General features: G+C 71.3%; 22 protein-coding genes. 7 read left to right on the top strand and 15 right to left on the bottom strand.

All coding sequences use genetic code 11. The features are described 5' to 3' along the window. Positions 1-268 precede the first annotated feature (268 nt). Positions 269-724, top strand: coding sequence for a cyclic nucleotide-binding domain-containing protein (locus tag ACFY0F_RS38410; protein ID WP_388805610.1), 456 nt, complete (start codon positions 269-271; stop codon positions 722-724). Between the two features lies 1 nt (position 725). Here ACFY0F_RS38410 and ACFY0F_RS38405 read toward each other — a convergent pair whose 3' ends face one another. Together ACFY0F_RS38405 and ACFY0F_RS38400 are read right to left on the bottom strand one after the other, a co-directional pair. Next, positions 726-2,030 carry an MFS transporter gene (locus ACFY0F_RS38405; protein WP_388805607.1) on the bottom strand — a complete coding sequence of 435 codons (1,305 nt, stop codon included), beginning with the start codon at positions 2,028-2,030 and terminating at the stop codon, positions 726-728. Positions 2,031-2,133: 103 nt separating this feature from the next. After that, complete coding sequence (locus ACFY0F_RS38400) at positions 2,134-2,748, bottom strand: LysE/ArgO family amino acid transporter (protein ID WP_388805605.1); 615 nt, start codon at positions 2,746-2,748, stop codon at positions 2,134-2,136. A gap of 107 nt (positions 2,749-2,855) precedes the next feature. On the opposite strand from ACFY0F_RS38400, the gene ACFY0F_RS38395 reads away from it, so the two are divergent. Next, positions 2,856-3,761 carry a LysR family transcriptional regulator ArgP gene (locus ACFY0F_RS38395; RefSeq protein ID WP_388805602.1) on the top strand — a complete coding sequence of 302 codons (906 nt, stop codon included), beginning with the start codon at positions 2,856-2,858 and terminating at the stop codon, positions 3,759-3,761. A gap of 13 nt (positions 3,762-3,774) precedes the next feature. Here ACFY0F_RS38395 and ACFY0F_RS38390 read toward each other — a convergent pair whose 3' ends face one another. After that, positions 3,775-4,737 (bottom strand): alpha/beta fold hydrolase, encoded by a 963-nt coding sequence (locus ACFY0F_RS38390; protein ID WP_388805599.1) that lies wholly within the window; start codon positions 4,735-4,737, stop codon positions 3,775-3,777. Between the two features lie 259 nt (positions 4,738-4,996). Here ACFY0F_RS38390 and ACFY0F_RS38385 point away from each other — a divergent pair, with 259 nt between their 5' ends. Beyond that, a complete protein-coding gene (locus ACFY0F_RS38385) occupies positions 4,997-5,248 on the top strand; it encodes a WhiB family transcriptional regulator (protein WP_388805596.1) in 252 nt (83 codons plus the stop codon). A 57-nt stretch (positions 5,249-5,305) separates the two neighbouring features. On the opposite strand, the gene ACFY0F_RS38380 is transcribed toward ACFY0F_RS38385, so the two are convergent. The 8 genes from ACFY0F_RS38380 to ACFY0F_RS38345 all read right to left on the bottom strand — a co-directional run bounded on the left by ACFY0F_RS38380 (position 5,306) and on the right by ACFY0F_RS38345 (position 14,731). Beyond that, a complete protein-coding gene (locus ACFY0F_RS38380; RefSeq protein WP_388805593.1) occupies positions 5,306-5,755 on the bottom strand; it encodes a DUF6098 family protein in 450 nt (149 codons plus the stop codon). A 121-nt stretch (positions 5,756-5,876) separates the two neighbouring features. Next, the gene (locus ACFY0F_RS38375; protein WP_388805590.1) at positions 5,877-7,694 is read right to left on the bottom strand and encodes a sensor histidine kinase; all 1,818 of its coding nucleotides are present in this window, start codon (positions 7,692-7,694) and stop codon (positions 5,877-5,879) included. Positions 7,695-7,780: 86 nt separating this feature from the next. Next, complete coding sequence (locus ACFY0F_RS38370; RefSeq protein WP_388805587.1) at positions 7,781-8,479, bottom strand: response regulator transcription factor; 699 nt, start codon at positions 8,477-8,479, stop codon at positions 7,781-7,783. A 265-nt stretch (positions 8,480-8,744) separates the two neighbouring features. After that, positions 8,745-10,319: an MFS transporter gene (locus ACFY0F_RS38365; protein WP_388805585.1), complete on the bottom strand. Its 1,575-nt coding sequence runs from the start codon at positions 10,317-10,319 to the stop codon at positions 8,745-8,747. Continuing rightward, the gene (locus ACFY0F_RS38360; RefSeq protein WP_388805582.1) at positions 10,316-10,495 is read right to left on the bottom strand and encodes a hypothetical protein; all 180 of its coding nucleotides are present in this window, start codon (positions 10,493-10,495) and stop codon (positions 10,316-10,318) included. The genes ACFY0F_RS38365 and ACFY0F_RS38360 overlap by 4 nt, the downstream gene beginning before the upstream one ends. A gap of 41 nt (positions 10,496-10,536) precedes the next feature. Then, positions 10,537-11,952 (bottom strand): cytochrome P450, encoded by a 1,416-nt coding sequence (locus ACFY0F_RS38355; protein WP_388805660.1) that lies wholly within the window; start codon positions 11,950-11,952, stop codon positions 10,537-10,539. Between the two features lie 38 nt (positions 11,953-11,990). Next, on the bottom strand, positions 11,991-13,109 hold the full coding sequence (locus tag ACFY0F_RS38350) for an alpha-hydroxy acid oxidase (RefSeq protein ID WP_388805579.1): 1,119 nt from the start codon (positions 13,107-13,109) through the stop codon (positions 11,991-11,993). Continuing rightward, entirely contained in the window at positions 13,106-14,731 is a 1,626-nt protein-coding gene (locus ACFY0F_RS38345; RefSeq protein WP_388805576.1) for an NAD(P)-binding domain-containing protein, read from the bottom strand. Before ACFY0F_RS38345 ends, ACFY0F_RS38350 begins: the two co-directional genes overlap by 4 nt. A gap of 237 nt (positions 14,732-14,968) precedes the next feature. Between ACFY0F_RS38345 and ACFY0F_RS38340 the strand changes: the two genes are divergently transcribed. Continuing rightward, entirely contained in the window at positions 14,969-16,492 is a 1,524-nt protein-coding gene (locus ACFY0F_RS38340; RefSeq protein ID WP_388805573.1) for a class I adenylate-forming enzyme family protein, read from the top strand. Positions 16,493-16,560: 68 nt separating this feature from the next. Here ACFY0F_RS38340 and ACFY0F_RS38335 read toward each other — a convergent pair whose 3' ends face one another. Both ACFY0F_RS38335 and ACFY0F_RS38330 read right to left on the bottom strand, forming a co-directional pair. Then, the gene (locus ACFY0F_RS38335) at positions 16,561-17,295 is read right to left on the bottom strand and encodes a L,D-transpeptidase family protein (protein WP_388805570.1); all 735 of its coding nucleotides are present in this window, start codon (positions 17,293-17,295) and stop codon (positions 16,561-16,563) included. 42 nt (positions 17,296-17,337) lie between these two features. Further along, the gene (locus ACFY0F_RS38330; protein WP_388805657.1) at positions 17,338-18,693 is read right to left on the bottom strand and encodes a M1 family metallopeptidase; all 1,356 of its coding nucleotides are present in this window, start codon (positions 18,691-18,693) and stop codon (positions 17,338-17,340) included. A 236-nt stretch (positions 18,694-18,929) separates the two neighbouring features. Here ACFY0F_RS38330 and ACFY0F_RS38325 point away from each other — a divergent pair, with 236 nt between their 5' ends. Continuing rightward, a complete protein-coding gene (locus ACFY0F_RS38325) occupies positions 18,930-19,280 on the top strand; it encodes a DUF488 domain-containing protein (RefSeq protein WP_388805567.1) in 351 nt (116 codons plus the stop codon). 27 nt (positions 19,281-19,307) lie between these two features. On the opposite strand, the gene ACFY0F_RS38320 is transcribed toward ACFY0F_RS38325, so the two are convergent. Continuing rightward, positions 19,308-20,981, bottom strand: a complete 1,674-nt coding sequence (locus tag ACFY0F_RS38320) for an FAD-binding dehydrogenase (RefSeq protein WP_388805564.1) — start codon at positions 20,979-20,981, stop codon at positions 19,308-19,310. 49 nt (positions 20,982-21,030) lie between these two features. Next, positions 21,031-21,666 (bottom strand): TetR/AcrR family transcriptional regulator, encoded by a 636-nt coding sequence (locus ACFY0F_RS38315; protein WP_388805561.1) that lies wholly within the window; start codon positions 21,664-21,666, stop codon positions 21,031-21,033. A gap of 108 nt (positions 21,667-21,774) precedes the next feature. Between ACFY0F_RS38315 and ACFY0F_RS38310 the strand changes: the two genes are divergently transcribed. Both ACFY0F_RS38310 and ACFY0F_RS38305 read left to right on the top strand, forming a co-directional pair. Then, positions 21,775-22,407, top strand: a complete 633-nt coding sequence (locus tag ACFY0F_RS38310) for an alpha-ketoglutarate-dependent dioxygenase AlkB (protein ID WP_388805558.1) — start codon at positions 21,775-21,777, stop codon at positions 22,405-22,407. Positions 22,408-22,613: 206 nt separating this feature from the next. Continuing rightward, on the top strand, positions 22,614-22,889 hold the full coding sequence (locus ACFY0F_RS38305; protein WP_388805555.1) for a hypothetical protein: 276 nt from the start codon (positions 22,614-22,616) through the stop codon (positions 22,887-22,889). Positions 22,890-23,471 lie beyond the last annotated feature (582 nt).

Raw genomic sequence — 23,471 nt, 5'->3', positions numbered from 1 at the left:
CAGGTCACGCGCCCCGCTCCTATTGCACGGATTCGCCCAGGATGGTTTATCGTTCATACATACGTGGACGGGAAGTGGACCAAGACGTCCTTCCCGGGCCACCGCATACGGCCCTGGCTGGCCTCCCCCGTCCAGCCAGGGCTTTCTCCTGTCCGGTGAGCCGTTGTTCACCGGATTCTTCCTTCCTCCGAGGTGCTCCCGGCCGCCGCAGCGGCTGAAATGGGCGTAGGGAAAGACACCCGAACCGTCGCCGGCGAGGAGCCGCGCCATGACCAAAGCGATCAAACTGCTGACCGCCCTGCCGCAGAAACAGCGCGAGCGCCTGATGGAACTGGCGAAGGAGGTCTCCTTCCCCGAGGACACCCGCATCTTCGAGGCCGGCGGCACCGCCGACCGCTTCTGGGTGATCCGCTCCGGCGCCGTCAATCTGGACCAGCAGGTCACGTCCACACAGCGGGTGACCGTGGCCACCCTCGGCGCGGGCGACATGCTCGGCTGGTCGTGGCTGTTCCCGCCGTACGAGTGGGACTTCGGTGCGGTGGCCTTCAGCCGGGTGAGAGCCTACGAGTTCGACGGAGCGGCCGTGCTCGGGCTGTGCGTGGAGGACCCGCTGCTCGGACTGTCCCTGGTGCGCACCGTCGCCGAGGTCCTCGCCCACCGGCTGGAGACGACCCGGGGCAAACTCATGGACCAGTACACGATGCGCCGGCGCGGCGGACTGTAGTTCAGCTGCGGTAGCGGCGCAGTGCCGGTACCGCGGCGGCCAGGGTGAGCATCACCGCGACCACCAGCAGACCGCCGCCCGCCACGGCCGCGCGGGGCCCGAAGACGGAGCCCGCCGTGCCGTGCAGGACGTCCGCCAGACGCGGGCCGCCCGCCACGACCACCGTGAACACGCCCTGCATACGGCCACGCATCTCGTCGGTCGCCGCGGACAACAGGATCGCCCCGCGGAAGACCATGGAGACCATGTCGGCCACCCCGGCCGCCGCCAGGAACGCCGCCGCCACCCACAGGTTCCGGCTCAACCCGAAGCCGGTGACGGCCACGCCCCAGCCGACGACCGCGCCGATGACCATCCAGCCGTGCCGCCGGGCCCGCGAGAAGGTGCCGGAGAACAGGCCGCCGGCCACCGCGCCGATGGGGATCGCGGCGAACAGCAGGCCCAGCGCGAGCCCCTCACCGTACGAGCCGAAGGTCTGCGCGGCGAGCTGCGGGAACAGGGCGCGCGGCATACCGAGGACCATGGCGACGATGTCGGCGAGGAAGGACAGCAGCAGCACCTTGTGACCGGCGATGTAGCGGAAGCCCTCCGCGATCTCCCGCGGGCCGGCGCGGCGCGCGGCCGAGCCGGCCAGCGGCGGCAGGGAGGGCAGCCGGTACACCGCCCACACGGTGACGCACAGCGCCAGCGCGTCGATCAGGTACAGCTCGGGCAGCCCGATGACGGGGATGAGGACACCCGCGAGCAGCGGCCCCACCACCTGGCCGGTCTGCATGACGGTCGAGCCGAGGGCGTTCGCGGCGGGCAGTTCGTCTGCGGGCACCAGCCGCGCTATGGAGGCGTTGCGGGCCGGCGCGTTCAGACCCCAGAACGCCTGCTGCACGGCGAGCAGCACCATCAGCACCGCCACCGACTCCAGCCCGACGAGGGCCTGGAGCCAGAACAGCACCGAGGTGACGGCTATGCCGCTGTTGGTGATCAGGAGCAGCCTGCGGCGGTCCATGGTGTCGGCGACCGCGCCGCCCCACAGGGCGAACACGATCAGCGGCAGCAGCCCCGCGAGGCTCGCGGCGCCGACCCACGCCGAGGACCCGGTGAGGTCGTAGATCTGCTTGGGCACGGCGACGGCGGTGAGCTGGCTGCCGACGGCCGTGACGATGGTCGACGACCAGAGTCGGCGGTAGGCCGGGATCCGCAGCGGGCGGGTGTCCATCGCCCAGCGGCGCCAGCCGCTGCGCGGCGGGGGCGCAGCGGGTGCGGGGGTGTCGGTCCGGGGCTCGGTGCTGCTGCTCTCGCTCGTGTCCACGGGGTTCCTGGGGTCCTGGGGGCTCGTCAGATCTTTGCTTGTTACACCTTTCGGTGCGGGCTTCACTATCCCAGGGCCGGCTGTGGACGCCGAACCGGTTTCCTCAGGCCCCGGCGACGAGCACGGCACCGAGCGCGACCATCGTCGCCGCGACCAGGCCGTCCAGCACCCGCCAGGCCGACGGACGGGCGAGGAACCGGCCGAGGAGCCGGGCGCCGAAACCCAGCGCGGCGAACCAGCACAGGCTGGCGCATGCGGCGCCCAGCCCGAACGTCCAGCGCAGGGACCCGCGGTCGGCGGCGAGGGAGCCGAGCAGGAAGACGGTGTCGAGATAGACGTGCGGGTTGAGCCAGGTCATCGCCAGGCAGGTGAGCACCGCCCGCCTGCGGGAGCCCGCCGCCTCGCCCTCCGCGCGCAGTCCGCCGCCCGGGCGCAGCACCCGGCGGGCGGCGAGGGCGCCGTAGCAGAGCAGGAAGGCGCCTCCGATCAGCCCGACCGCGGTCAGCGCTCCGGGCCATGCCACCACGACCGCGCCGACCCCGCCCACGCCGAGCGCGATGAGCACGGCGTCGGACAGGGCGCAGATCCCGACGACGGCGAGGACCGCGTCACGGCGGATCCCCTGGCGCAGGACGAAGGCGTTCTGGGCGCCGATGGCGACGATGAGCGAGAGGCCGGTGCCGAATCCGGCGGCCGCGGTGGTCAGTGCGTTGGACATGCCGTTGACGCTACGAGTGCGATCACTTAGCGTCGAGCTAAAGATTCTTAGGTAGCCTTAGCTGAACTAATGACGCAACGGATGACGCCAGGGAAGGCAACAGCTCGGTGATGTCCGACCTCCCCCTCGAACAGGTGCGCACACTGCTCGCCGTGGTGGACGAGGGCACGTTCGACGCGGCGGCCGCCGCCCTGCATGTGACACCGTCGGCGGTCAGCCAGCGGGTCAAGGCGCTGGAGCAGCGCACGGGCCGGGTCCTGCTGCTGCGCACCAAACCCGTGAAGCCCACCGAATCCGGCGCCGTGCTCGTGCGGTTCGCCCGGCAACTCGCCCGGTTGGAGCGCGACGCCCGCGGTGAGCTGGGACTGAGCGGAGCCGGGGAGCCGACCCTGGTGCCGGTGGCGGTGAACGCGGACTCACTGGCGACCTGGTTCCTCGGGGCGCTCACCCGGCTCCCCCGGCAGCCGCGGATCTGTCTCGACCTGCGCCGCGAGGACGAGGACCACACGGCCGCGCTGCTGCGCGAGGGCCTGGTGATGGCCGCGGTGACCTCGTCCGCCGATCCGGTGCCGGGCTGCTCGGTGCGGGCGCTCGGCCGGATGCGCTATCTCGCGGTGGCTCGCCCGGAGTTCACCGAGCGGTATCTGCGCGGACCGCTGCGCGAGGTGCTTCCCGGGGCGCCGGTGGTGGTCTTCGACCGGCGTGACGACTTCCAGGACGGCTTCGTACGCAACCTGCTCGGCGGGAGCGGCACCGCGAGCGCCCTGCGGCACTACGTGCCGACCTCCGAGGGCTTCGCCGAGGCAGTCGCCGCGGGGCTCGGCTGGGGCATGGTGCCCGAGCCGCAGGCGACCGCGCTGCTCAGGGAGGGGCGGGTGGTGCAACTGGCGCCGGACCGGCCGGTGGACGTGCCGCTGTACTGGCAGCAGTGGAAGCTGGATTCCCCCGCGCTGGTGGCGGTGGCCCGGGCGGTGGGACAGGCCGCGGCCGGGGCGCTCACGGCCTCGCCCTGAACGGCCGGTGCCTTCACGCGCCCCCGGTCTCCACCGCCCCTCGCAGGGCCTGCGCGACGGGTCCCGCGACGCTCCCCCGGGCCAGGTACTTGGTCGCGGTGTGCGCCCACAGGCCGTCGGAGTCGATCCGCTCGGTCACCGGCCGGCAGCCCAGGCCGTTGGGCAGCACGTCGTCCTCCAGACGGGGGCGTGGTACGACGATGTCGTCGCGGTCCCAGAAGTTCAGCCAGCGCTCCACGCAGCCGGGCACGGCCGGCGGCTGCGGCAGGAGCCGGGGACGCACCACCGCGCGCATCCCGATCGGGGATCCCAGGGTGACGAACAGCGGCACCGGCCCCGGGTGGTGGTGCAGGGCCTCCATGGCGACGACGCTGCCCAGGGAGTGGGCCACCACGACGGTGGGCCGCGCCGCGTCCAGCCGTTCCAGGACACGCTCGCGGATCCGCCGGTCGACGGTCAGCCCGGTGGCGTCCCGTTCGCTCCTGCCCAGATAGCGGGTGACCTGGGCGAGGTGTCCCGCCATGAGCCGGCCGCCGGCCCACTGGCCGGCCCGGCGCAGTCCCGGTAGGGCGAGCAGCGTCGTACAGACGCTCACGATCCGGCGGACCGGTTCGTCGGCGTTCCTGCCCGGGTGCGGCGGGCGCAGTTCGGCGCGCGCGTGTTCCAGGATGCGGCGCTCCCGCGGGTCCGGTCCCAGTTCGAGCCGTACCTCGATCAACTCGTCGAGCAGGTTCCGCAGTTCCTCCGTGTCGGCGGGGTCGATGCCCGCCGCGCCCAGGGGTTGGCGGGCGGCGAAGAGGTCCGCGTAGTAGGCGAACGCCGGCTCGGCGAGGCCGTTCAGGGCGGCTGCCGAGGAGTCCCCCTGGCCGTCGGCCTTCCGGACGCCCACGGCCAGTGCCGCGAGCCATGCGGCGCACTCCGCCCGCGGATCGCGGGCGCCGCCGATCCCGTGCACGAACAGCAAGGCCGGTCCCATGCCCCGTCTTCCCTCCCCCTCGGACATCCGTCCGCCCCCCGATCCCCGGGCAACGAAACGCTGTAGCACGGGAGTTGGCGGCGTACACCCGGGAGGGTCGAGGGTAGCAAAGCGGCCGACATCGTGGACCCGTGCGTGCGAGGCCGTCCGGAACCATGCGACTCTGCTGTTTCACCTGGCATCCACCGGTCACCCGAAGAAGGCGAGCATGTGGCAACACAAGGACGACAAGGACGACTTCGAACGCAGGTGAACTTCGATGGACAACTGGCGCGACCACGCCGCCTGCCGTCACGAGGACCCGGACCTCTTCTTCCCGGTCGGCACCACCGGGCCCGCCGTGCTGCAGGCGCGTCAGGCCAAGGCGGTCTGCGAAGGCTGCCCCGTACGTGAACAGTGCCTGGACTGGGCACTGGACACGAGTCAGACCATCGGGATCTGGGGTGGTACGACGGAAGGCGAACGCCGCGCGCTCAAGCGCCGCGCGGCCTCACGCCGACGCTCCGGCTGACCGGGTGAGCGACTGACCGGCGGCTGACGCCCCCCTGCCCGGCCCGGGTGGGGGGCGTCAGCCGCCGGTGCGGCGCAGGGGGCCCCACGCCCTCTCCTGCCGGGCCACCACCGCCTCCGCCTCCTCGATCGCCTCCGCGGCGATCCAGCACAGGGGCTCGACATGTGCCACGAGCGGCTCGTTGTCCGGGCCGCGGCCGGTCTCCCGGCCCTTGAGGATCCAGGGCCGTACACCGGTGCCCTTCTCCCGGGGCAGGTGCGCGTAGTCGTACAGGCGGCGTGCCACCCACAGCTCCAGGGAGCGGTTCCCCCACCAGTCCTCCACATCGAGCGGGTTGGCGGACAGCCCCGGCATCTCCACACCGGTGAGCTCGTCGGTGCTGGAGGTCGCGGTGAGATCGACCTCGGGGCCGCGTGACCAGCGCACGTAGAGGGCGCGGTGCCGCTCGACCAGCTCGGTCAGCTCGGTGATCCGGTGTACGACCGGCAGGTCGTCCCCAGCAGCCATGGCGTGTCCTCCCGCATCGGCCGTGTCAGCTCCGTCAGGCCTGCGGGGTACCCGTACCGGGCGGATGAAAGCGGAGGTCCGGCGTCGGCCTGACCTCGGCTTTCCTTCCCCTCCCCCACCTTCACCCGTCGACCGGCGGCGGGCTCCCCGGGAGGCGCAGTGTGAACACCGCGCCCGCGCCGGGTTCGCTCGCCGCCTCAGCGGTGCCGCCGTGAGCGGCGATCAGATGACGCACGATGGCCAGGCCCAGTCCGCTGCCGCCGGTGCGTCGGCTGCGGGACTTCTCGGCGCGCCAGAACCGGTCGAAGACGTGCGGCAGGTCGTCCGGCGCGATGCCCGTGCCGGTGTCGGCCACGGTGAAGACGATCTGGTCACCGCCGTCGCCGTCACGGCGGGCGGCCAGGGTGACAGTGCCACCGGCGGGCGTGTGCCGCAGGGCGTTGGAGACGAGGTTGCCGAGCGCCTGGCGCATCCTCACCGGGTCGGCGTCCAGCCATGGCTTGCCGTCCGTCCAGGGCTCGGTGCTCAGCGCGACCCCGGCGGCGTCGGCGGCGACCCGGTGGGCGGCGGCGACCTGCGCGAGCAGCTCGTCGGCGCGGACCGGCTCGCGGTGCAGACGCAGGGTGCCCGCGTCGGCCGCGGCCAGGTCCTGCAGGTCGTCGATGATCCGCTGGAGCACGACGGCTTCCTCGTGCAGCGAGGCGAGCAGCGCCGGATCGGGGTCGACGACACCGTCCCGGGTGACCTCCAGCCAGCCGCGGATGTTGGTCAGCGGGCTGCGCAGCTCGTGCGCGATGTCGCTGACCATGGCCTTGCGCTGGGCCTCCAGCCGCTCACGGCGTTCCGTCAGGTCGTTGAAGGCCTCCGCCAGGATGCCGGTCTCGTCCCGGGTCGTCACCGGGACCCGTACGTGCAGTTCGGGCGGCTGCTGCGCGGCCGCGGTCAGCGCGCGCAGGGGCCGTACCAGCCGGACGGCGACCACGGCGGTCACGGCGACGGTGACGGCCATGACCAGTCCGGCCACGCCGACGATCTTCGCCTTGTTCTCCGAGGACATGTCGAAGCGGGGTGCGGGCCGGTCGCCGATGCCGAGGAACAGCTCCGCGACGGGGGCCACATAGGGCGCGAGCTGCGCGCGCAGCGCACTGTCGGCGCAGGGCTGCGCCTCCCGTACGGCCTTCGTCTTGCCCAGCTTGTCGAACCCGGCCACGACGTACCGGTACGGCTTGGCCGGGTCGGGCGCGACGAATTCCGGTCTGCCGAAGTTGAGGCCACGCCGCTGGAGGCAGGTGCTGGTGCCTTCGGCGAGCGCGTCGATGGCCTTCTTTTCGGTGGGGGTGGAGGTGAGCAGCATGTAGTAGCCGCACTGCTCCGACAGGTCCACCGAACGCGGGAACCCGTCCGAGCCGCTGAGGACGGGGCGTCCGCTCGGGGCCCGCCGGAGCGTTGCCTCGACGCCCTGCCGTTCGTAGCACTGCCGCACCTTCTCCGCGAGCAGTTCCATCTCCTTGCGTTCTCCCGCCGTGAGCCGGTACGGGCCGACGGCGCGCGGATCGACGCCGCTGAGCTGGGCGCCGGGCTCGGTGTAGGTGTCGGTGTGCAGGGGGTCGACCGTGGCGGCGGCGCCGAGGGGCAGGGCCGTGCCGCGCGGCGCGGAGTCGGCGATCGGAACGCGGTCGGGCGTGGTCAGGGCGATGCGCCGGCCCGTTGTCGCGGCAAGGGCGCGGACCGTGCCGTCGACGCCCTTCCAGCTCGGGTGAGTTGCGGCGTAGCCGCTGAGCCGGGCGAGGATCTTCATGTCGGCGGCGAGGTCCTGCCCCTGCTCCTCCCGCAGGGCACTGGTGGTGGTGGTCACCGCCAGCCAGGCCGTGGCCGCGACCGAGCACACGGCGATCAGGGCCGATACGGACAGCAGCCGGACCAGCAGCCGCTTGCGCACGGGTATCCGCCGCTTCCGGGTCGGCCGTCGTTCCCCTGACGGCCGTCGCTCCCCTGCCGGACCTGGCTCCCCTGCCCGACCTCGCTTCACGGGCGGCCGCCGCTGAGCTTGTAGCCCACGCCGAAGACGGTCAGCAGCCGCACCGGATGCCGGGGGTCGGTCTCGATCTTCTTGCGCAGGTTCATGATGTGGACGTCGACGGCGCGTTCGGTGGAGGCCCGGTCGAGTCCGCGGGTGCACTCCAGCAGCTGCCGCCGGGTGAAGACCCGGTCCGGTTCCCCGGCCATGGCCAGCAGGATCTGGAACTCGGCCGGCGTGCATTCCACCAGCACACCGTCACAGCGCACCTCGTGCCGCCGCGGGTCGACGGCGATCCCCCCGGCGCGCACGACGGGGCCGTCCGGGACGTCGCCGGCACGCCCGCTGCGCCGCAGCACGGTGCGGATGCGGGCCATCAGCTCGCGCGGGCTGTACGGCTTGGTCATGTAGTCGTCGGCGCCCAGCTCAAGGCCGAGCAGGACGTCGTCCTCCTCGGAGCGGGCGGTGAGCATCAGCACGGGGATGTCCTCGTCGCCGGCCCGCAGCACCCGGCACACTCCGAAACCGTCGATCACCGGCAGCATCAGGTCCAGGACGACCAGGTCGGGTCTCAGTCGTCGGGCGGCGTCCAGCGCTGCCGCCCCGTCGTGGACCACGGTCACGTTGTGGCCCTCCGCCAGCAGGGACCGGCGTATCAACTCGGCCTGCATCTCGTCGTCTTCAGCGATCAATACATGTGCGCACACCCGGCGGATCCTAATGGTGCGTCATCAGGTTCCGGCTCTTGTTCGGGGCGGGGCGGCCGCAGGTGGTGCAGGTGCCGGTCCAGCACCTCAGCAGGTCCTGAAGGGTGCCGAGGACCTGATGGGGGGCCAGGCCGGCATACGGCCTTCCGTGTCGAGCCGCCTGAGGGTGGGGGGGGAGGGCCAAGAGCGTGACGAGGGTGACGTGGTGATGCCGGCCGGACCATGTGCGGTCCCCGAAGTGGTCCGTCGCGCCGGCCGCCCCCGGTCATGTCGCCGTACCGCCCTCGCCCGGCAGGCGCGCCGTCGCCGTGGTCCAGCCGGAAACAGCCTCGCTGCCGGCCAAGTCGTCTGGTTCGGCGACCAGCGGGGCGGCTCCCTCGGGGCTCTGCGCGACGGCCTGCGGGGTGCTCCCGCGGACGGCGACGGCGAGACCTGCCAGGGCCATGGGAAACGCGACGAACACCGCGGCGGTGCGGACGCCTCCCGGCGCCGCGAGGGCCAGGGTGATCAGGGGCGGGCCAAAGGCTCCGCCGGACTTGCCGATGGCGGCGGCCCATCCGCCGGCAGTGCCCCGGATGGCCACGGGGTAGATCTCGGCCGTATAGGGGCCGATGAGCGCGATGACGCCGGCTGTGCCGACGAACAGCAACATCACGGTGGCCAGCAGGACGGGCCGGCTACCGTCCATGCCGACGGCTGCCAGCGTCAGGAGGGCCGCGACGGTGAGGGCCGCGTAGACGACCATGGTGCCCTTGGCCGACCAGCGCATGTACAGCCATGCGCCGATCGCGCAGGTGGGAATGGCGAGCAGCGACGAGAAGAAGAGCAAAGTGGCGGCGGACATGCCGTGCCGGCCTGCGGACTCCAGTTGGCTGGGCAGAAGGGTGATGAATCCCCAGTAGACCAGGCCCCAGGCCAGCGCGTAGGCGCTGACCACCAGCGTTTTGGCCGTCTGCGGGCGTGCGAACAGGGCAGAGGCTGGGACCTGCTTCGTCCGTGCCCGGCGGGCGGTGAAGGCGGCCGATTCGGGAATCCAGCGGTTCAGTGCGATCAGGATCAGGACCAGGGGGAGCTGGGCGAACCACGTCACGCGCCAGCCGGCCAGCGGAATGAGAACGGCGGCCAGGCCGGAGGCGGCCATGTAGCCGCCGGTGGTGGTGAGTCCGGCCTGCAGGACCATGATGGCCGCGCGTCGGCCGGGCGGCAGGCTCTCGGTCATCAGGGCGTAGACGACCGGCAGCATGCCTCCCGCCGCCATCCCCATGAGGGCGCAGGTGACGAGGGTGCCACCGAAGGTCGGCATGGCGCCGCACACCGTGGTGCCGAGGAAGAGCAGAGAGGCGATGAGGATGGTGGCCCGGCGGCCGATGCGGTCCGCCGCGCGTCCCCAGACGAGCGATCCGAGCACGGTGCCGGTCAGCGCCACCGTGGGCAGCCACGAGACGTCGGAGGCGCTGAGATGGTACTCGGCCCGCAAGCCGGGCGAGATGAACGCCAGGGTGGCGGGCTTCATCTGATCCACCAGAAGTGCGAAGCTCAGGATGGCGATGAGGCGACGCCGGCTCACCGTCGTGGTGCGGGCCGGAATGGGCGCGGCACCGGGACCGGGTGTCCGCGGCTGCACGACCGCGAAGCCGGAGAGCACCACGCCGACCACGATGGCGACCATGGCCGCCCACATCACCGACGACATTCCCATCATGGACATGCGGAAGTCCACGGAGGCGGAGTCGATGAACGTCCACAGGTGCTCGACGACGCCGGCGCAGGTGAGGGCGACACCCGTCCAGAACAGTAACGGCCGGGGTATCAGGGATCCTGGTGGCGCAGACAAGGTCAACTCCTCGCGGAAAGCCGGGCGTGGGGGGTCTTTCGGCCGCGGGCCACCCGGGCGACCGTCTCGCCCGCCACGGGATGCCGGCCGAGATGGGGCGAGAGCCGGCTGGGGAGGCGGCGGACGACGAGGCTGAAAGGTGCGGCCAGGAGGAACGCCGGGCCCGCCTCGCTGGTGGACAACAGTGACTCCTTGATGAGGAATCGGGGGGGATGAGCCGTCGTCAAGCGGTCCGGCCCGTGTACGGGCAGGTGGTCGCAGCCTGGCCCCTCCCTGCCCCGGCCCCCTGCGCACCGTGGTCGGCGGCCAGCGGGCGGCCCTCGGTGTCGTGCCGGGCGAAGTACCTCGCGGCGGGCCTGGTACGGCGGGCGTCCAGCACCATCCAGGTCCCCAGGAGCAGTTGCAGCAGACTGCGTCCGACATCCTCGGCCCGATCGCGGGCAGTCAGTGCGGTGCGCAGGACGCGCCTCGTTCTTTCCGGGACCGGCCGGTCGCGCGGGAAGAGCAGACAGGGGGCGCGGTGCGGGATGGAGCGGGTGTGGCTGACGGACGAGTCGAGCACGTACCGGGCCAGCACCTCACGGGTCGCGGCACGCATGACGACCGGTGCGAGGCGCCAGGCGGGACAGGGCCGGTTGGCGGCCACGCCGAAGGGGATGTGGTGGGCGTCCTTGGCGGAGAGGGCAACCCAGCGTTCCGGGTCGAAGCGCTCGGGATCGGCGTAGCCGGTGGCGTGGTAATCGGGATAGCTGAAGGTGAGAACGGATCCCGCGGGGATGGTGGGCAGACCGTCAAGGGCGATGTCCGCGGTGGTGATGCGATGGGCCACCCCGAACAGCGGGAACAGCCGGAACGTCTCGTTCATGACGCACGACAGATAGCGGTCGTCTTCGGGTGTGGCCGCCGCCTTCGTCTGTACGTCCGGGTGCTGGGCGAGGGCCAGCAGAAGGTGGGCCATCGCCTCCGACATCTGGACGACCGCGGTGTTGAAGAAGGTGCCCTGGAGGTAGAACGCCTGCTGACGGGCGGAGAGTCCGCCGGGCAGTTCGTGCGGTACGTCACCTGCGGCCAGTCGGCGCAGCAGATAGCGGGTCAGCCGGTTCCTGCGGCGCATGTGGCGCAGCCGGGTGCACTTGAGGGCGTTGACCACGTCCTCGGCGTTGGCGACGATCAGCCGCCGGGCCTCGGGCGGACAGGGCTCCTTGAACACCAGCCCGTAGAAGAATTCGGCCCATACCGGCATCATCAGGTCGCGCAGCCGCACGGACTGGATGCGACCTGTGTGCGCCGTCTGCAGAACGCGCCGGGTGGTCCGTGCAGCGGCGTCGTACAGTTCGGCGGACGGGCCGGAGAGGATGGCAAGCGTCCGCCGGGCCACCTCGTCGTAGCGGGCGCCGGCCTCCAGGTGCTCCTGATGGACATCGGCGCCAGGCGCGAGCCAGTACCAGAACAGGTCGGACAGGGCCGCCCCCTTGCTGCGACCCCCGGCGGCGGCATGGCCGTAGACCTCCTGGAAGCGGTCGGGGCCGAAGAGGGCGTTGGGCAAGGTCATTCCCTCGGCGCCGTTGACGCGGGCGAAGATCTTCATCCGCAGGGCGACGACCCGGCCGGGCAGCCAGGCCGGTGAGGAGAGCAGCATCGCGCCACCCAGGGCCAGGACCGCTGCCGTCTTCCGGCTCACGTCCGCTCCCCCGCCCCGGAACGGCGCGGGAATCCGCGCGCGACCACCTGGTCGGCCGTGAGGTCACCGGGCCGGTGTGCGCCGCAGAGGGCAAGCACCCGGCCGAAGTCCTCGCGCAGTGCCGTCAGCATCTCCCGCACACCGTCCTCGCCGCCCGCAGCCAGGGCCCAGAGCACAGGCCGTCCCACACCGACGGCCCGTGCTCCAAGGGCCAGGGCCAGGGCGATGTCGGCGCCCCTGCGCACCCCGCCGTCCATGAGCACCGCCACCCGTCCGGCGACGACCTCGGCAACGGCCGGGAGTGCCTCGACCGACGCCGGAGCGGCATCGAGCTGCCGTCCCCCGTGGTTGGAGACGAGCACCGCGTCCACGCCCTGCTCGACGGCCACCCGCGCGTCCCCGGGATGCAGCACGCCCTTGAGAACGAGGGGCAGCTCGGTCATCTCGCGCAGCCGCCACAGGTCGTCCCAGCCGGCCGGCCACATGGCGATGTCCCGCGTGCTGCCCGGCGGGGCACCGGGCAGGTCCCGCATATTCTCGGCCGCAAGGCCTTCAGGCAGGTCGTGGAAGCCGTTGCGCAGGTCCCGGGGACGCGTGCCGAGGACAGGAGAGTCGACGGTGACGACGAGGGCGGAACAGCCCGCACGCTCGGCCCGGCGAACGAGTTCGGCGGTGATCTCGTGCTCCGGTTGCAGATACAGCTGGAACCAGACCACGGCCTCCGGGTCCGTCGCGCGGGCCGCGGCGACGACGTCCGCGGCGGCGGTGGTGGCGGCCGTACCGGTCACCAGCGGAATGCCGGTGGCGGCGGCGGCGCGTGCGGTGGCCAGTTCGCCGTCGGGATGGGCGAGACGGTGGAAGGCGGTGGGTGATACGAAGAGCGGCGCCGGCCATTCCCGGCCCAGCACGCCCACTCGTGTGCCGCGGTCGCCGCCCCCGCGCAGCACCCGGGGAAGCAGGGCCAGCCGTCCGAAGGCGTCCTCGTTCTCCCTGAGCGCCGTCTCCGTGCCCGCGCCACCGGCGATGAAGTCGTAGTGCTCCGGCCTCAGTTCCTTGCGGGCCAAGCGTGCCAGTTCGGCCGGCCCGTGCGGAGGGCCGGTCTCCGGGCCGGTCATGCCGGGGGCGCGGCGAGTTTTCCGCCGGCCGAGAGGTCGTCCCCGACGGAGAGCCGGGAACCGAGGAAGGACCGCAACGGGCCGACGTGGACGTCCGGGTCGTCCCACTCGTTCTCGAGGTTCTCCGTGATGTGGTGCTCGGCGACGGGCTTGCCGGTGCCGTCCGGCAGGAACTGCCGTACCACGGGGTGGAGATAGCGTGCGTCGAGGCCGCTGGTGTCCTGCTGGGGCGTCCTGCTGACGGTGACGTCGAAGGGGTCGACCTGGTCGTGGTCGGCGCCGTACTCCAGCGTGACGGTGAAATAGGAGGCCAGGGATCCGAACTCGCCCCGGGTGACAGCCTCGTGAAGATGTGCCACCGGAACCTCGTCGCAGTAACGCACCTCACCGTCGGTGCCGACCAGCACCGCGTCGCCGAGGAACCCGAAGAGCTGCCACAGGGCCGAGGTGCGGTTGACCCGCGCGACGACCGCCTCGCTCACGGCGCCCGCGGCGGCGGGCAGGGCGGTGTGCGGCCATTCCCGGTCGTGGTAACGGCGTTCGAGTATGCGACTCAGCGCCTTCACCCCGTACCGGAAACCATGGATGAAACCGCTGGTGGACTTCTTGAAGTCGAGAGACTGGGTGATGGTGCCGGCGAAATAGAGATCGGGCACGTTCACGGATTCCCACTCGTTGGTGAGCCGCGGGAAGCGATCTTTGATGACAAGATCAGGACGGCAGTCGTCGTCGAACATGGAGGCATCGAAACGGAATCCGGTGGCCAGAACAACCCGGTCGTACGGGATGTCCTTCACCACCTCCGCAACACGCGAGAATTTCACGCTCACGACGTAGGTACCGTCGGGTTTCCGTGCTATCCGCAGGATGTCACCGTCGAGTACCGCGTTCTGGGACTTGAGCTGGTAAGTGTCCAGGAAATTGTTGTTGACGGCCCGCAAATGTCCGACGAAATGGGTCCGCCAGGCCAGTTTGAGCGAGCCGGGTCCGGCGACGTGGATGACAGCGGCGGTCTCGATGAGGTTGTCGGCGGTCTCGAACGCGGAATTACCGCGTCCGATGATGAGTACGCGCTGGTCGGTGAAGTCGGCAGGGTCGACGGTCACCGTGTCGTAGCGTTCGGCTTCCTCGGCGCCCTCGATCGGCGGTATGTACGGCTGCGAGACTCCCGTGGCGACGATGACCCGCCGGGCCCGGACAACGTTGCCGTGCTGGTCCGTCGCAGCGAACGGTCCGCCTTGGGACCGGGCGATGCGGACGACGCGGGTGTTGAAGCGAATGTGCAGTCCCTGCGTCCGTGCGAAGTCCGCCAGGTAGCGGACGAAGTCGCCGGCCGGAGGGAAGTACCGCGGGGAGTAGGTGGTGAAGAGCGGACCCCCGTCCGACAGGAGGGAGTTCCAGTCGACCCGCAGGCGCATTTCCGGATCGCTCCAGCCGGTGTGCACCTTGTTGGACGAGATAAGTGTCCGATGCCGGGGAAAACGGGTGAAGAAGGCTCCCGGAGCGTTGCTCTGCTCAACGATGAGGTAATCTCTTCCGTTCTTCTCCAGGAAGTACCCGGCTTGTAGGCCCGCAGGGCCGCCGCCGATGACGAGGTAGTCAACCTGTCCTAAATCAGACATGAGGTCGTCCTGCCTTCCGTGAGGGCGGGAAAGACGGTACTTGCTGTTTAAAGCACAGAGCCACCCCGCCCACATGTGATGTAGGTCACATGCTTCTCGAGGTGGTTCCCTTGTCCTGTCGGTTAACGTGAGGCGTAATTGGCTGGCGAGTACACCCATCCGTCGTTCAGTGTGGTCGATTTCCAGCCATCCACGCCGGATTTACGCCGGTTGTTTCCCGCTCGGAGTGGAGACGAAGTGGACGAAGAGTCCGGGAAAGTCTTTCCTCAAGCGTTTGTCGACGCGTTCCGTGATGCACCCGATCTGCCGGCCTTCGAGTACGACGCACGCCCGGTCACCAGGGGAGAGGTGCTCGTCCTGATCGCCGGATTCGTGCGGGGACTGCGCGGTGCGGGCCTGACCGCCGGAGCCCGCGTGGCCCTGGACACGGGTGTCACACCGGAGGCGTTCGCGGTCCGTGTCGCCGCCCATGTCGTCGGCTGCCAGGTGGTCGGGCTGCGCCCGGGGCTGACCCGCGAGCACCTCCGTGACATCCTCGCCCGCGACGTCGACGCCGTGGTGACGGACGACGCCGGCCGCCGCCCCGAACTGGCCGCCGCGGCGGGCGGAATACCACTGCTGGAGACCGAGGGCGCGCTTCGGCCCCTGGAGGGCTTCGCGCCCGTCCCCGACGACCTCACGCCGCGAGGTGACCGGAAGGGGATCGGCGTCATCCACCTCACCAGCGGGAGCACCGGCCGGCCCAAGGGCACGATGGTGACCTACGGCGCCCTGTCCGAGGGCTGGAGCCTGCAGCCCGCCCGCTGGACCGAACGCACCCGACGCCTCGCGCAGCGGTACGCGCGCTTCCTGCTCTTCGGCACGCTCACCAGCGCCGTCATGTTCGAGCACCTGAGCCTGTCGCTCCTGGGCGGGGGCACCGCCGTCATACCGGGCCAGCCCCTGCGCTTCCCCGACGTGTTCGCCGACCGGCGCATCACCGCCTGCATGACGACGGTGCCTCGCCTGTACGGCATCCTCGACGCGGTGCGCGACCGGAAGGTGGACACGAGCAGTCTGCGCGCCCTCGTCGTGGCCGGTTCCCCCCTTGCCCCGCACCGGCTGACAGAAGCGGCCGAGTTGCTCGGACCCGTGGTCCACCATGCCTACGGCCAGACCGAGACGGGGATGCTCACCGTCCTCGAACCCGAGGAACTCGCTGCCGACCCCGGTCTCGCCGACAGTGTAGGGTGCGCTCTCGACACCGTCGAGATGACCGTGCGCGACCAGGACGGCCGTAACCTGCCCGTGGACCGGACGGGCGAGGTGTGGGTGCGGATGGCGGACGCGTTCTGCGGCTACTGGGACGACCCGCGGGAGACCGCGGAGGTCCTGCGGAACGGCTGGGTCCGCACCCGGGACCTCGGCCGGCTCGACGCGCGGGGGTACTTGCGTCTGACCGGACGCACGCGCGACATAGTCATCGTCGATGCCGTTCTTCACTACGCGGGCCCCATCGAGCGGGTCCTCGCCTCCCACCCCGACGTCGACCAGGCGTATGTCGTCGGCGTTCCGGACGACCGAACCGGCGAGGCGATCCACGCATTCGTGGTTCCGCAGCCCGGAAGTGCGCCGGAGCCGGACGCGCTGCTCAAGCTGGTGGCCCGGGAACTGGGCGCGGCCAGCGTCCCGGCCCGCGTCATCACCATCACCGAGGTTCCCGTCGCCCCCAGCGGCAAGCCGGACAAGGCCGCCCTGCGTGCGTTGCTGGAGTCCCCCTGAGAGGTTCGATTCCACCCGCTGTCCAGGACCAGCCGGCCGCAGCGGCGGCGCCGACACCGCCTGGCCGGTCAGCGGGTGAGCCAGTCGGCGTATCCCATGACGACCACTGGATGCCGGCCGGGGTCGAGGGTGCGCAGCAGGTCCTTCATATGGGCCTTGGCGACGCTGACGCAGCCGTGGGTGGGCCCGCCGTGGTCGACGTGCAGCCAGATGCCGCCGCCGCGGCTCGCGCCCAGGGGACGGCCCCAGTCGAGGGGCGAGGTGCCGGGCATACGGTTGTAGTTGATGGCGATCACGTAGTCGAAGGAGCCCTGCAGCGGCTCGCCCTCGAAGCCGGTGCCGGGTGAACTGAAGCCGCCGGAGCGGGTGTACGGCAGCCGGGAGCCGGGGTCGGGGAGCAGGCCACCGGCGTCGGTGAGGGTGTAGACGCCGAGCGGCGAGCGCAGGTCCCCGGACATGTGGTGGTCGCTCCAGCCCCGCAGGGCGTTGTGCGCGGGCCAGCTCGGGCCCGCCTGCCAGCCGAGGTCGGTGCGCTCGTACAGCACCACGGTGGACCTCGGCGAGTTCCTGCCGCGCCCGGTCACGACGACTGCCTGCCGTGACCGGCCGGGTATCGCGGCCGTCGTTCTCGGCCCGAGGCCGGGTATCCGCTGCGGGGCCGCCTGTGCGGTGACCCCCGGAGCGGGCGTGGCCGCCCCCTTCGGCGCGGTGGTGCGGCGAGATGTCGCCGCGGCACCGCCGCCGCAGCCGGTGAGCAGAAGGGGGGTCGTCAGCAGCGCGACGGCGGTCCTGCGATTGATCATGAATGGAACCTTGGCCGACAGTTGTGAGGAACCGGTCAGCTTCTAGGATCGGTTGGGTTTCCCGGCTTGGTAGAGCCAGGTGTTGAACAACGTGTGGAGGTCCTTGCCGGACTTGTGCTCGGCCAGCCGGACGAACTGGCCGGTGGTGCCGTGTCCGTGGCGGTGCTCCGCCGCCCAGGCGCGCAGGATGCGGAGGAACACCGGGTCGCCGACGGCCTTTCGCAGCTCGTGCAGGGTCATGGCGCCGCGGTCGTAGACGGGGCTGTCGAAGATGTGGGCGCCGCTGCCGGGGTTGCCGGGCGGGAACGCCCACAGGCTGTTGCCCGCCGGGCGGGCGTACAGCTCGTCGAAGGTTTTCTGGGCGCTGTCGCCGCCGTGCTGTTCGCTGTAGAGCCACTCGGCGTAGGTGGCGAAGCCCTCGTTGAGCCAGATGTCCTTCCAGGAGGTGAGCGAGACGGAGTCGCCGAACCACTGGTGGGCGTTCTCGTGGACGAGGGTGCTCAGGGAGGGCGCCCGGTCGTAGAGGGGCCGGGACTGGGTCTCCAGGGCGTAGCCGATGTCGTGCGCGTGGTCGACGATCGAGCCGGCGGCGCGGAAGGGGTAGGGCCCGAAGACCTTGCTCTCCCACTCCAGGACGGACGGCAGCTTCTTCAGGACGGGCGCCGCGGCGCCCGCCTCGCGCGCATCGACGGCGTTGTACACCTGGATGCCGTCGCGGGTGGTGTACTGCTCGGTCTTGAACCTGCCGATGGTGGCGGTGGCCAGGTAGGCGGCCATCGGCTCGGTCTGGCGCCAGCGGAAGGTGGTCCGTCCGTGGGCGGTGGACCGCCCGAGGAGGACGCCGTTGGACACGGCGGTACGGCCCTCGGGGACGGTGATGGTGATGTCGTAGGAGGACTTGTCCTTGGGATGGTTGTTCGCCGGGAACCAGGTCATCGCGCCCTGCGGCTCGCCGGCGAGGAACGCGCCGTCGTCGGTGGGGATCCAGCCGTCGGCGGAGCCGTCCGGGTCGGTGACCGGCCGGGGGGTGCCCTGGTAGGTGACGGTGACCTTGAAGTCCTCTCCCTCGCGCAGGGCGTGGCGCGGGGTGACGACGAGTTCCTGGCCGCTCCTGCTGAAGCCCGCGGTCCTGCCGTCGACCGTGAGGCCGGTGACCGTCAGCCCCTTGAGGTCGAGGTCGAAGCGGGTCAACGGCTGGGTGGCGCGGGCGTTGATGACCGCCCTGCCCTGCAACTCGGAAGAGCTGCTCTTGTATCGGAGCGTCAGGTCGTAGTGCTTGACGTGGTAGCCGCCGTTGCCCGCGAGCGGGAAGTACGGGTCGCCCGCGCCGGACGATCCGGTGGTCCCGGCCGCGGCGGGCCCGGCGGCCGCGACCAGAGCCGCGAGGGCGGCGGGCATGGTGGCCAGCACCGCGCGGCGGCTCAGAACCGCACCGCGTCTGGCGGCGGTCTGCTGTCGGGGTGACGTCACTTGCGCTCCTTGGGGGGTGGCTCGTGATCAATCACCCCAGCCTAGGGACGATCGAGGCGCGGTTCACTCTTCTTCAGGTCAAGTCACGCCGCGTCGCCGACCGGTCGGCGGCGCCCGCCGCAGTACGCTCGCCGCACCGTCCGCGACCCGAGAGGGGCCCCACCGTGAGCGTGCGCGTGCGCCGGATCTACGAACCGCCCGAGCCCGACGACGGTCTGCGCGTCCTGGTCGACCGGCTGTGGCCGCGCGGCGTGTCCAAGGAGGCGGCGCACGTGGACGAGTGGCCCAAGGGCCTCACCCCGTCGGACGAGCTGCGCCGCTGGTACCACGGCGACCAGGGATCGTACGAGGAGTTCCGTGAGCGGTACGAGGCCGAGCTCGCCGCTCCGGAGGCCGCCGAACTCCTCGACCGCCTCCGCGAGTCGGCGCGCACGAGCCCCGTCACCCTGGTCACCGCGTCGAAGAACCTGGAGCAGGGCCACGTGTCGGTGCTGGCCCGGCTCCTTGGGACATGACGTGGCCCGAGGCGCCCTGACGGCCGCTCAGGCGGTCTGCTGTGCCGCGGCGCGTCCCGCCGCCCGGCCCGAGAAGAGGCAGCCGCCGAGGAAGGTGCCCTCCAGCGCGTTGTAGCCGTGGACGCCGCCGCCGCCGAAGCCGGCCACCTCGCCCGCCGCGTACAGCCCGCCGATCGGCTGCCCGTCGGCGCCCAGCGCCCGGGAGTCCAGGTCGGTCTGGATACCCCCGAGGGTCTTGCGGGTGAGGACGTGCAGCTTCACGCCGATCAGCGGTCCGGCCGCCGGGTCCAGGAGACGGTGCGGGGCGGCGACACGGCCGAGGCGGTCGCCGATGTAGCGGCGGGCGTTGCGGATGCCCTGGACCTGGGAGTCCTTGCTGTACGGGTTGGCGATCTGCAGGTCGCGGGCCTCGATCTGGCGCCGTACCTCGGCCGCGTCCAGCAGCGGCTTGTCCGTCAGCCCGTTCATCTTCTCCACGAGCTTCTCGGGCGTGGCGGCGGTGACGAAGTCGGCGCCGTGGCGCACGAAGTCCTGCACCGGGCCGGGTGCGCCCTTTCCGAGCAGACGGTCGCGCAGCACGGCCTTCTTGTCCTTGGCGGTGATGTCGGGGTTCTGCTCGGAACCCGACAGCGCGAACTCCTTCTCGATGATCTTCCGGGTGAGGATGAACCAGGAGTGGTCGTACCCCGCGATGTCCTCGGTGGTGCGCAGGTGCTTCAGGGTGCTGAGGGTGTCGTAGCCCGGCAGGCAGGGGTCGGGCAGACGGCGGCCGAGGGCGTCCAGCCACAGCGAGGACGGGCCGGGCAGGATGCGGATGCCGTGGCCGGGCCAGACCGGGTTCCAGTTCTGCACGCCCTCGGTGTAGTGCCACATGCGGTCCCGGTTGACCAGCCGTACGCCGGCGTCGGCGCTGATGTCGAGCATCCGGCCGTCGACGTACGCGGGGACGCCGGTGACCATCTCGGTAGGAGGCGTTCCGAGCCGCTCGGGCCAGTACCGGCGGACGATGTCGTGGTTGCCGCCGATCCCGCCGCTGGTGACGATCACGGCCTGGGCGGTCAGTTCGAATTCGCCGGCGCGGTCGCGGTTGGAGGCCACTCCGCGCGGTGAGTCGTCGTCGGCCAGGAGGGTGCCGCGCACCCCGCGCGCGGTCCCGTCCTCGATGATCAGCTCGTCCACCCGGTGCCGGTGGTGGAAGGTGAGCAGCCCGTCCCGGGCGGCCTGCTCGGCGTACCGTGCGAACGGCTCGACGACGCCCGTGCCGGTGCCCCAGGCTATGTGGAAGCGCGGTACGGAGTTGCCGTGCCCGTCGGCGCGCAGGTCGCCGCGTTCGGCCCAGCCGACCGTGGGCAGCAGCGTGATGCCGTGCCCCTCGAGCCAGGACCGCTTCTCCCCCGCCGCCCAGTCGACGTAGGCGCGCGCCCAGCGCACCGCCCAGGAGTCCTCGTCGTCGTGCCGGTCGAACTTCGCACTGCCCTGCCAGTCGTTCCAGGCGAGTTCGTAGGAGTCCTTGATGCCCAGGCGGCGCTGCTCGGGCGAGTCGACGAGGAAGAGCCCGCCGAAGGACCAGAACGCCTGGCCGCCGAGGTTGGCGGCGTTCTCCTGGTCGAGCAGGGCGACCCGCCGGCCCCGGCTGGTGAGTTCGTACGCCGCGACCAGGCCGGCGAGGCCCGCTCCGACGACGATGACGTCCGCGTCCATGACGACTGTGTCCTTCCTGGGATGTGCTTCGGAATACGTAGAGCGGGAGTTACCGCAAGGTGCGGCTGCCGTCCGTCAGCAGCGCGGTGAGGAGCTGCCCCAGCCAGGTGCGAGCGGCCTCGACGTCCTTGTCCAGCAGCAGTTGGGTGGTGACGCCGTCGTACGCCGCGACGACGGCGCGGGCGGCGCCCTCGGCGTCGCCGAGCACGGCGGGGAGTTCGGTGTGGCCCCGGGCTCGGGAGAGCCGGTCGGCGATCGCCCGGCGCAGCCGGGTCCGGTGGTCCAGGAGGGCGTGGGCGACGTCCGGGTCGCGGGCGGCGTGCACCAGGAAGTCCGACTTCACCAGCAGCCAGTCCACGTCCAGCAGGAGCACCTCGGTGACCCGGTCGACGGAGGCGGGCACGTCGAGGTCCGGTCCGTCCAGGGCGAGTGCGGCGGCCACCTGCCCGGCGATGACGTCGGCCCGTTCCTGGTAGAGGGCGAAGAACAGCTCGTCGAGGGTGGTGAAGTTGGAGTAGAAGGCGCCCCTGCTGAAGCCGGCGGCCTCGCAGACCTCCTCGATCGACGCCCGGCCGAAGCCCTTGGCCGCGAACACGGCGAAGGCGGCGTCGAGCAGCCTGGCCCGGGTGTGCAGGCGACGCCGGGTGACGCGCCTGCCGGTCGTGTCGTCCACTGCCGTGCGCACCCCCTTTCGATACACCAACGTATCCGATACATCGATGTATCGAAAGCCTCAGAGAGTTCCCGCGCCGATCATGGGAACTGATTTTCGATTAAGCAGTAGGCTGACTGCATGGCCGCGCACCACCTTCAGGGCTCCCTCTTCGACCAGACCGACGAACTGCGGCTCGGCCCCCTCGACGGCCTGCGGCGCACCCAGCTCTCCGCCGGCGCCTGGATCGACGTGCTGCCCGGCTGGCTGAGCGGCGCCGACGCGCTGTTCGAACAACTGGCGGCCGAGGTGCCGTGGCGTGCCGAGCGCCGCAAGATGTATGACAACATCGTGGCCGTACCGCGCCTGCTCGCCTTCTACGGAGCCGAGGACCCGCTGCCGCACCCCGTGCTCACCGAGGCCCGCGACGCGCTCTCCCAGCACTACGCCGGTGAACTGGGCGAACCCTTCACCACCGCCGGGCTGTGCTTCTACCGTGACGGCCGGGACAGCGTGGCCTGGCACGGCGACCGGATCGGGCGGGGCGCCCACGAGGACACCATGGTCGCCATCCTCTCCGTGGGCACGCCCCGCGACCTGCTGCTGCGGCCCGCACACGGCGGCGGCGCGAGCGTCCGGCGGCCACTGGGCCACGGCGACCTCATCGTCATGGGCGGCTCGTGCCAGCGCACCTGGCAGCACTGCATACCGAAGACCACCCGGGCCACGGGACCGCGCATCAGCGTCCAGTTCCGCCCGCACGGCGTGCACTGACCGGCACGGATCACTGGCACCCCGCCGGCCCGACGCACCGACACGGAGCTTGCCGCGGCCGGCTCCCGGAAGGCGGAACAGCACCCCGCCGGGCGCCGGGCCGATGCCACACAAGTTGAGCCAGAGCTCCAGCTCACCGACATGCCCAGTGGCCGAGCACCGGCATAAAAACGCAGGCAAAACGCGCAGTCGAACTCCTGAAGGAGGTGGCCGCCAAAGGGGCCCTCATCCTCCTGACAGCCGGGGGCGCGGTGGTCGTTTACAAAGCCCTCGAGGAGGTGCCCTCGGACACAGTCGCCGACGACGTCGACGGCCGGCTCACCGGGCCCCACATCTACCCTGTGCTTATCGGGCCGGCCCTCAAGCACGGCTTGCCGTACCTCCGTGACCGCTACTTCAAGCGAGCCAATGAGCCCCTCCAGGTCCCGAACACGGCAGACGATCACCGCGGCCCCGGGCCCAGGAACCGCCGCCGCCACTGAAATGTCGCGCCGGCCGCGGACCACAGCAACAGCATCGTGGGCTACTCCATCTACGCGGGCGGACGAAGTGCCGCCTGGCCGTGACCGCCCCGGACATCGCCGTGGCCCGGCGTGAAGACGTCGACGGGTACATTCCGCACAGCGATCCCGGAAAGGCAGTTGACGGCGAGCAGCAGACCGGTGTGTGTCACTCCCTACGCCTGCCGAACCGGCCCGATCGTTGTCCCGTCGAGGCGTGAAAAATCAGCCACCCGCCAGGAGACGGACAGTAGACGAGCAGGAGATGGGCCAGCCCCGCTGCAGGCGTGACCAGGCAACGGGTGAGCTGCCGAACTTAGCCGTATTCAGCCGGCTCGTCCGCATGCCTGGCCGGTACCCGGGCCACCCACAGGCCGAGCCGCCCCGGGCGGTGCGCGGCGAGCCGACCACCGACCAGCCGGCGGCACCGCCCCTCCGGCAGTCCCGGCGTCGAACCTCACGTCGCCGAGGGCGTCAGCACCGCTTCCAGACGAGCCGGTAGGAGGCGCCCGGGACGTCCGTCGAACCCATGGTGACCATGCCGGCGCGGCCACCCGAGCCGGC

It is taken from the genome of Streptomyces sp. NPDC001544, from assembly GCF_042894285.1.
GTDB lineage: Bacteria > Actinomycetota > Actinomycetes > Streptomycetales > Streptomycetaceae > Streptomyces.
The sequence above is the reverse complement of the archived record's forward strand: the minus strand, read 5'-3'. Positions and strand labels throughout refer to the sequence as shown.